At 65.5% G+C, this 7,960-nt stretch carries 6 protein-coding genes; 1 reads left to right on the top strand and 5 read right to left on the bottom strand.

All coding sequences use genetic code 11. The features are described from left to right. Positions 1-228: 228 nt before the first annotated feature. The 5 genes from EPO55_RS06705 to EPO55_RS06685 form a co-directional block, all read right to left on the bottom strand. The gene (locus EPO55_RS06705) at positions 229-1,971 is read right to left on the bottom strand and encodes a TRAP transporter large permease subunit (RefSeq protein WP_296335793.1); all 1,743 of its coding nucleotides are present in this window, start codon (positions 1,969-1,971) and stop codon (positions 229-231) included. Beyond that, a complete protein-coding gene (locus tag EPO55_RS06700; protein ID WP_296335792.1) occupies positions 1,968-2,639 on the bottom strand; it encodes a TRAP transporter small permease subunit in 672 nt (223 codons plus the stop codon). Before EPO55_RS06700 ends, EPO55_RS06705 begins: the two co-directional genes overlap by 4 nt. Before the next feature lie 81 nt (positions 2,640-2,720). Then, positions 2,721-3,848 carry a TRAP transporter substrate-binding protein gene (locus EPO55_RS06695; protein WP_296335791.1) on the bottom strand — a complete coding sequence of 376 codons (1,128 nt, stop codon included), beginning with the start codon at positions 3,846-3,848 and terminating at the stop codon, positions 2,721-2,723. Positions 3,849-3,945: 97 nt separating this feature from the next. Continuing rightward, on the bottom strand, positions 3,946-6,033 hold the full coding sequence (locus tag EPO55_RS06690) for a S9 family peptidase (protein WP_363718648.1): 2,088 nt from the start codon (positions 6,031-6,033) through the stop codon (positions 3,946-3,948). Between the two features lie 7 nt (positions 6,034-6,040). Continuing rightward, positions 6,041-6,925 (bottom strand): aldolase/citrate lyase family protein, encoded by an 885-nt coding sequence (locus EPO55_RS06685; RefSeq protein WP_296335790.1) that lies wholly within the window; start codon positions 6,923-6,925, stop codon positions 6,041-6,043. A gap of 113 nt (positions 6,926-7,038) precedes the next feature. On the opposite strand from EPO55_RS06685, the gene EPO55_RS06680 reads away from it, so the two are divergent. Then, positions 7,039-7,953 carry a D-2-hydroxyacid dehydrogenase gene (locus EPO55_RS06680; RefSeq protein ID WP_296335789.1) on the top strand — a complete coding sequence of 305 codons (915 nt, stop codon included), beginning with the start codon at positions 7,039-7,041 and terminating at the stop codon, positions 7,951-7,953. Positions 7,954-7,960 lie beyond the last annotated feature (7 nt).

Raw genomic sequence — 7,960 nt, 5'->3', positions numbered from 1 at the left:
ATCGGCCTCTTCCTCCTCCCCCGTCTGCGGGGGAGGTGCCCCGTCTTTCGGGGCGGAGGGGGTCGGACTCCGGGCCCAACTTCGGGCCCAACACTCCCACGTTTCAGGTGGGCCCGCCGGAACGGCTGAAATGCCGTATTCATTGGCTTTCCGGCGCGCAGAGGGCCGATATTCTGTCGGTCGAGTTGGGCCAAAATCGCAAAGTTGGGCCAGCGGCGGCGGGCCGGCTCAGCCGCCGTAGAGATAGTTCGGCAGCCACAGCGACATGCCGGGCCAGACGTACATGATGGCCAGGCACAGGATGACGATCATCATGTAGGGCATCATGCCGCCGAAGATCTGGTTGAGCGTGACGTGGGGCGGCGACACGCCTTTCAGGTAGTAGGCCGACATCGCCACCGGCGGCGACAGGAAGGCGGCCTGCAGGTTCACGAACACCATGGTGCCCCACAGGATGGGGTCGATGTCGTAGTGCTTCAGGAGCGGCAGGAAGATCGGCACGAAGATGATGATGATCTCCGTCCATTCGAGCGGCCAGCCGAGGATGAAGATGATGGCTTGCGACAGCAGCATGAACTGCAGCGGCGTGAGGTTGAGCGACAGCGCCCAGCGCTCGACCAGGCCCTGACCGCCCAGGATGGCGAACACGGCCGAGAACAGCGCCGAGCCGACGAACAGCCAGCACACCATGGCGGTGGTCTTGGCGGTCAGGAACACCGCCTCCTTGGTACGCTTCCAGTCGAGCGTGCGGGCCTGGAAGGCCAGCAGGAAGGCGCCGGCGGCGCCGACCGCGGCCGATTCGGTGGCCGTCGTGATGCCGAACAGGATGACGCCCAGCACGACCACGGTGAGGATGCCGAGCGGCATGACCGACGCCGTGAGCAGCTTCAGCACGGTGAAGCGCGCGGCGTCCATGCGCCAGTAGTAGCGCACGACAGCGAGCGCCAGCAGCGCGGCGATGCCGGCAAACCACCAGTAGAAGGCCTCGGGCGTGCCCGCGTCGACAGCAGCAGCCGGCTTGACCGCGGCGCTGCCCAGCGGCTGCAGGCCTTCGACCTCCGGCGCCTCGAGCGTCTTCTTGTGGATGACGACGTACCACCAGGTGCCGCCCAGGGCGACGACGGCCAGCAGGAACGGCACCAGCGAGACGAGAAAATTATGTGCGATGCCGGAATAGCCGAGCGGCTTGCCGTCGGCTGTGAGCGTGCGGGCTCCGCCGGGCGAGACCATCGCCTTGGCGAGGCCCGCGAACATGTTGCGGGAGTAGGCGGCCTGCAGGCGCTCGACCCAGCCGGGCACCGGCACGCGGGTCTGCTCCTCCGGCAGCCTGGGCGCGATCCTGGGATTGATCAGCGCCCAGCCGATGACATAGGCGAGATAGAGGAAAGCCAGGAAGAAGCCCGGGAACATGGCGGCGGCGTAGAGCTTGACCACCGATTGGCCGGCCACGGCGGCATAGACGATGATCATCACCGAGGGCGGGATCAGGATGCCGAGCGTGCCGCCGGCCGTGATGACACCCGAGGCGAGCTTGACGTCATAGCCGGCGCGCAGCATCGGGTTGAAGGCGATGACTCCCATCAGCACCACGACCGCGCCCACGAGGCCGCTCGCAATACCCCAGAAAGTGCAGACGATCAGCGTCGCCACGGCGAGCGCGGCCGGCACGCGGCGGAAGGCGAGCTGGATCGAGTAGAACATCTTGTCGACCAGCGCGCCGCGTTCCATGACGTAGCCCATCAGGACGAACAATGGGATCGAGATCAGCACGTCGTTGGTCATGGCGCCGTAGGTGCGCTGGACCATCAGGGCGAAAACCTTGTTGTCGGCCCACGGTTGCGACGGGTCGTAGAAGGCGATGAAGCCGAAGAAGATGCCGAGCCCCATCAGGGTGAAGGCGGTGGCGAACCCCATCATGATGACGACGACGATGAGCCCCAGCATCAGGAGCCCGAGGGCGGGTTCGCTCATATCTTGTTGTCTCCGCTGCCCATGCCCCGCTGGCGCGCGGCTTCCTCGATGTGCTGTGCGTTGGCGATCGCGGCGCGCCGCGTCTCCTCGTCGACATGCTCGCTGAGCGCCAGCTGCTCCTCGACGACATCGATCTCCGAAACGTCCTTCAGCCGTGCCGGCCAGGCGCCGGTCCTGAGGCAGACGATGCAGCGCGTCACCTCGGCGATGCCCTGCAGCAGCACCAGGGCGCCGGCGATCGGGATGACCGTCTTGAAGGGGTAGACCGGCGGCCCGTCGGCGGTGACGTTGGAATGTTCGCCGATGCGCCACGAATCGCCGGCATATTCGATGCCGGCGTAGAGCAGCGCGCCGATGCCGGGAAAGAAGAAGACGAAATAGAGCACGAGATCGAGCGTGGCCTGGGTGCGCTGACGCATCGAGCTGTAGAGGAAGTCGCCGCGGACATGGGCGTTCTGTGCCAGAGCATAGGCACCGCACAGCATGAACAGCGAGCCGTACAGCATGTTGTTGAGGTCGAAGATCCAGGCGGTCGGCGCGTTCAGGATGTAGCGTTTGAAGACTTCGAGGCAGACCACCGACATCAGCACGATGATCAGCCAGGCCGCCGCCTTGCCGACCCAGGTGCTGATGCCGTCGATCGTGTGCAGGAACCGCTCAACGGTCATGCGCTTTGCCTACCGGGCTTGAAGGGATCGAGGCACCGCCCGGGAAACACCGGGCGGTGCCTCGCGACTTGCGGCCTCAGCCTACAGCTTCACCGGCTTGGCGTTGGGGCCGAAATAGTGGTCGAACGCCATCTTGCGGCTCACGACCGTGTCCTGCTCCCATTGGGTTGCCCGCTTGGCGAAGGCGAGCTGCGACTCGACGATCTCCTTGAACATCGGGTTTTCCGCCGCCTTCTTCTGCACCACGCTGTCGTAGATCTCGAGCTGGGCCTTCAGGACCGGGTCGGGCGTCTTGTAGAACTTGACCTTGTCCTTGGTCTGCAGCTCGACATAGTCCTTCGAGTAGCGGTCGATCGCTTTCCAAGCCATGTCCTGGCCGGCCGCTTCGACGGCGTTGGAGATGATCGCCTTCATCTTGTCAGGCAGCGCATCGTACTTGGTCTTGTTGAAGGTGATCTCGAACTGCTCGGCGTTCTGGTGATAGCTCTGCAGCATGCAGACCTTCGAGACGTCGGCAAATCCCAGGATGCGGTCCGACGAGGCATTGTTGAACTCCGCCGCGTCAAGCAGGCCGCGATCCATCGCCGAGACGATCTCGCCGCCCGGCAGTGCGTTGACCGCCGCACCCATGCCCTGGAACACGTCGATCGAGATGCCGACGGTGCGGAACTTCAGGCCCTTGAGGTCGTCGACCTTGGTGATCGGCTTCTTGAACCAGCCGAGCGGCTGGGTCGGCATCGGCCCATAGGGGAACGACACGACGTTGGCGCCGATCGAGGCGTAGAGCTTGGCGAGCAGCTCCTTGCCGCCGCCGTACTTGTGCCAGGCGAGCAACATGTTGGCGTCCATGGCATAGCCCGGGCCCGAACCCCACAGCGCCAGCGCGGTCTGCTTGCCGTAGTGATAGACGAGCACGCCGTGGCCGCCGTCGAGCGTGCCCTTCGACACTGCCTCGAGGAGGCCGAAGGCCGGCACAACGGCACCCGCCGGCAGAACCTCGATCTTGAGGTCGCCACCGGTCATGTCGTTGACCTTCTTGGCGTAGTCGAGAGCGAACTCGTGGAAGATGTCCTTCGACGGCCAGGTGCTCTGCCAGCGCATGCTGATCGGGCCCTGTGCCTTGACGACGGCCGGCGCGGCGACGGTTGCGGCCGTTGCGACGGCGGCGCCCTTCAGGAACTTGCGACGCGACTCTTTCTTCTGCGACATGGGTTTCCTCCGTGTATTTGGTTCTTGTTTGTCAACGCCACGCTGCGGCGAGGATGAACCCGCGGATCGAGCCCTGTCTAGCCGAAACGCCGGAGAATCACGCTGGCGTGACTGCCAGGCCGACCGTCATCAGGGCAAAGGCATAGGCGATCGCGACTTCGTCGAGTCGGTCGAAGCGCCCGGACGATCCGCCGTGGCCCGCTCCCATGTTTGTTCGAAGCACGATCGGGCCGCCCGACGTCATGGTGGCCCGCAGGCGGGCGACCCATTTGGCGGGCTCCCAGTAGGTGACGCGGGGATCGGTGAGGCCGGCCATTGCCAGGATCGCCGGGTAGTCCTGGGCAGTGACGTTGTCGTAGGGTGAGTACGAGAGGATATGGCGGAACGCCGCCTCGTCGGTGATGGGATTGCCCCATTCGGGCCACTCGGGCGGCGTGAGCGGCAGCTTGTCGTCGAGCATGGTGTTGAGCACGTCGACGAAGGGAACTTCGGCCACGATGCCCGCGAAGAGCTCGCCAGCCCGGTTGGCGACCGCGCCCATCAGCATGCCGCCCGCACTGCCGCCATGGCCGACGATGCGCTTTGCGGACGTGTATTTCCCGGCGATCAGCGCGCGGCCGGCGGCGGCGAAATCGTCGAAGGTGTTCGTCTTCTTCGCCAGCTTGCCGTCGAGATACCACGACCAGCCCTTGTCCGAGCCGCCCCGGACATGGGCGATGGCATAGACGAAGCCGCGGTCGACGAGCGACAGGCGATTGGCCGAGAAGGAGGCCGGCATCGCCATGCCGTAGGAACCGTAGCCGTAGAGCAGGAGCGGGGCGCTGCCGTCGCGGACGAGGTCGCGGCGGTGCAGGATCGACACCGGCACCTCGGCGCCATCGTGCGAGCGGGCGATGATTCGCGTCGTGACATAGGCGGCGGGGTCGTGGCCGGTGGGAATCTCCTGGCGCTTCCGCAAGGTGCGCTCGCGGCTCGCCATGTCGTAGTCGTAGACCTCGGCCGGCGTCGTCATCGACGAGTAGGCAAAGCGCAATACCGTGGTGTCGAACTCGAAGCCGCCGACCATGTCGAGCGAATAAGCGGCCTCGTCGAAGGCGATGACGTGCTCGCTGCCGTCGCCGAGATCGCGGATCACGATCGAGGGCAGGGCGTTCGCCCGCTCCAGCCGGACCAGATGGCCGGCGTAGAGTTCCATGCCGAGGACATAAGAGCCGGGTCGGTGCGCGATCAGTTCGCGCCAGTTCGTGCGTCCGGGCGCTGCGAGCGGAGCGGTGGCGATGCGAAAATCGATCGCGCCGCCGTCGTTGGTGAGAATGAAGAGTTCCTCGCCACGGTCGGCGACGCTGTAGCGCACGCCGGTTTCTCTTGGAGCGATGAGCCGCGGCGTGGCATCTGGATCGGACAGATCGATCAGGCGTTGTTCCGACGTGTCATGGTCGCCGCCGGCAATGATGCAGAAGCGGCCGCTGGCGCTTTCCTCGATGCGCGTGAACCAGCCGATGTCCTTCTCCTCGTAAACGAGGACATCGTCGGCTTGGGTGGTCCCCAGCCGGTGCCGGTAGACCTTCAGCGGACGATGGTTGTCGTCGACATGGATGTAGAAGAAGAACGTCGAATCGAGGCCCCAGACGACACTGCCGCCAGTCTGCGTCAGGGTGTCCGGCAGGTCCTCACGCGTATCCCAGCGCCTTACGCGAATGGTGAAGAACTCGGACCCGCGCAGGTCGGCGCTCCAGGCTTCGAGCCGATGGTCGGGCGAATGGCGCGTGCCGCCGAACTTGAAGTAGTCGGATGTCTTGGCCAGCGCATCGCCGTCGAGGATGAGCTGGACGTCGCCGCCCGCCCGCGGCGTGCGTCCGATCAGCTGGTGTTGGCCGCCCTCGCGGAATTTCCACAGATAGGCGAAGGGGCCGTCGGGCGTGGGAACGCCGGAATCGTCTTCCTTGATACGGCCGCGCATTTCGGCGACCAGCGTCTTCTGCAGTGCCCGCACGGGCGCCAGAAGCGTCTCGGCGTAGCGGTTCTCGGCCTCGAGATAGGCCCGGATGTCGGGGTCGAGAAGCGACGGATCGCGCAGCACCTGCTGCCACTTCTCGTCCTTCAGCCAGGCATAGTCGTCGACGATGGTCACGCCGTGCAGCGTGCGCTGCGACAGACGTCGCGGCGCGACAGGCGGCTCGGTCACCGGGCGCTCAGGCGTAATTGCCGCGCGCCTTGCCGTTGGCTCCCTTCGGTGCGCCCTTGGCGGCCGCCTTCGCCGACGTCTTCCTGGGCTTGGCGCGCAGCATCTTGCGCATGACGGCGCCCTGCGTATCCCACCAGTCGGCGAGGATGCGGACGTCCCAGCCGATGCAGAAATGCTTGACCCCCATCTCGAGATAGCGGCCGGCGGCGGCGGGATCGCGCAGCTCGACGCGCGGGTGCAGGCCCTTCTTCAGCGCCATCTGGATGGTCTTGGTCTCGGCCGCCAGCACGTCGGGATGGCCGTACTGGCCGGTCTTGCCGATGCTCATCGAGAAGTCGGAAGCGCCGAACTGCACCATGTCGAGGCCGGGCACCGAGAGGATGCGGTCGAGATCGTCCACGCACGACTTCTTCTCGACCATGATGGCGATCACGACCTCGTTCAGGGCATCGACATAGGCGGGCGTGCCGCCCGTGCGCACCGTGCCGACGTCGCGCCGCATGCCGACGCCCAGCCGGCCGCGGCCGCGCACGCCCTTGGCCATCGTCGTCTCCGCGCGGACCGCGTCGACGGCGGCCTTGGCGTCCTCGACCGAGCGGATGTCGGCGAACAGCACGCTCTGGAAACCCGAGCCGATCGCCCGCATCGCCTGATGGGTGTACTGCGTCTGCTCGATCTTGATCATGCCCGACATGTTCATGAGTTCGAACGAGCGGCCGAGATTATCGAGGTCGTGCATGGTGAAGGGGGCGTACTCGGCGGTGAATTCGACGTAGTCGTATAGCTTGGAATGGCCGATCAGCTCGACCAGAGTCGGCCATGCCGACAGGATGTGCGTCCCCACGGTGGGCTTGCCGGCGTTGAGACGTTCACGAAGCGGATTGCGGCGCATGTTGTTTCCCCCTGAGGTCCGGTTCGGGCTAGTCTGACACCTTGTGTAGGGGGAGTGCCATGTTTCCGACGCGGGATAGTCTGACAATCTGCTTTGCGCATGCGGCATACCGGATGAAAGACCGGTTCGAGCTGCGCGACACCGGGATCAAATGCTTCGAGGTCCGCGCCTACGACGATCTGGTGAAGCGGATCGGCGAGGCCGATGTCGTGCTCGCTTCCGGCATGTGGAAGAACGACCTGATCCCGCACGCCGGCAAGCTGAAATTCATCCAGTCCATCAGCTCGGGCATGGACCAGTATTCCAAGGAATTGCTGGGCGCCAAGGGCATCCGGCTGGCGAGTGCCGCCGGCGTCAACGCCCGTGCCGTGGCTGAACACGCCATCGCCCTGATCCTGGCCATCGCGCGGCGCCTGCCCGAGGCGCGCGACAACCAGCACAAGAAGACCTGGCGCGGCATGATCGGTGATCTTGCCCAGCGCGAGGACGAGCTGGGCGGCAAGACGCTGCTGGTCGTCGGCATGGGCCGCATCGGCAGCCATCTCGCCAAGCTCGCCAGGGCCTTCGACATGAAGGTGGTGGGCATCCGCCGCGATCCCAAGGCCGGCGCCAACGGCGCCGATTCGATCCACGGCATGGGCGATCTGGTGAAGCTGGTCTCCGACGCCGATTTCGTGGCGCTCACCTGTGCGCTGACGCCCGAGACCACGGGCCTGATGAGCGCCGCAGCCTTTGCCGCCATGAAGCCATCGTCGGTATTCGTGAACGTGGCGCGCGGCAAGGTGGCCGACGAGGCAGCCCTCATCAAGACGATGCAGGGCGGCAAGATCTGGGCGGCTGCACTCGACGTTACGGTCGACGAGCCGTTACCCGCCTCCTCGCCGCTGTGGGCGATGCCCAACGTCTTCATCACGCCGCACACGGCGGGCGAGACGCGGGCCTACGAGGACAACGTTCTCGACATCCTGATGGAGAATCTCGACCGCCTGTGGCGGGACGAGAAGACGCTGCGCAACCAGGTTCTATAGGGAGAGA

The sequence above is a fragment of the Reyranella sp. genome (genome assembly GCF_004296935.1).
Taxonomy (GTDB): Bacteria; Pseudomonadota; Alphaproteobacteria; order Reyranellales; family Reyranellaceae; genus Reyranella.
This window is presented reverse-complemented; position numbering and strand designations above follow the sequence as displayed.